The organism is Nodosilinea sp. LEGE 07298, assembly GCF_015207265.1.
In the GTDB taxonomy this organism is placed as follows: domain Bacteria; phylum Cyanobacteriota; class Cyanobacteriia; order Phormidesmidales; family Phormidesmidaceae; genus Nodosilinea.
Genome location: NZ_JADEXE010000604.1, coordinates 1 through 1,070 on the forward strand (window position 1 = coordinate 1; position 1,070 = coordinate 1,070).

Below are 1,070 nucleotides of genomic sequence, written 5' to 3' on the forward strand. Positions count from 1 at the left end.
GGCAGCGAGGTAGAGCGTGCTCGTCAACAACTCAAAGCGGTCTATGAGCGAATTGAACTGCCCCAAGTTCGGCCTCAGGTGACCCGTGTCGAGCGCTACGGTGGGCAGTGTTCGTGCTGTCAGCAGAGCTATGAAGCCCCTGTCCCCGTTGGTTTAGAGCCTGGGTCGCCCTTTGGTCAGAGTATCGCCAGCATGGTGACGTATTTGAGGTATCACCATGCCGTGAGCTACCAACGGCTCAGCCAACTGATGGCAGACCTGTACGGGGTGGCTTTATCAGAAGGAGCAATTGCGAATCTGCTCCAGCGGGCTGGAACCCAACTTGCAGCCCCAGTGTCCAAGATTGTCGAGCGGCTAAAGCGTTCGCGTCTGGTGTGCAGCGATGAAACCAGTGCTCGGCTCAACGGTCAGAACCAGTGGGAGTGGGTGTTTCAGAATGAGCAGGTCTGCCTGCATGTGATTCGCCCTAGTCGGGGAAAAGCCGTCATTGACGAGACCATGTCGGGCCATCGCCCTCAGGTCTGGGTCTCCGACTTATTCAGTGCTCAAAAAGCCCACCCCGCCCAGCGGTGGCAAGTGTGCCTAGCCCATCAACTCAGGGATTGTCAGTATGCCATTGATGCAGGCGATGACCTGTTTGCCCCTCGGATGAAGCGCTTATTACTGCGCGCGATTGCCGTGAACCGGCGACGACATCAATTGGCAGAATCCACGTTTCAACACTACCGTTCCCGATTTCGAGGCAGCTTGCGTGAGATCTTGAATCTAAAGCCCAAGTCCCCTGAGGGACAGCGATTGCTCAGGCGTTACCAAAAGATCTCAGAGCATCTGCTGCTGTTCCTCGATGATGAGACGGTGCCGCCGACCAATAATTCCAGTGAACAAGCGCTGCGGTGGAGTGTGGTCTTTCGCAAGGTCACCCATGGCTTTCGCTCCGACTGGGGTGCGGAGTTGTTCGCCCAGGTGCGTTCGCTGGTAAACACGGCTCGCCGTCAAAGCATCTCTGCCTTTGACGCTATCTCCCGTGCCCTTACCTCACAGCAGGCTGATTGGCTACTGAGTTGAGCAAT

At 56.5% G+C, this 1,070-nt stretch carries 1 protein-coding gene; it reads left to right on the plus strand.

The genetic code is table 11. The features are described 5' to 3' along the window. On the plus strand, positions 1-1,065 hold a 1,065-nt coding region (gene tnpC / locus IQ273_RS33360; protein WP_194027349.1), incomplete at its 5' end, for an IS66 family transposase. Between the last annotated feature and the right edge of the window lie 5 nt (positions 1,066-1,070).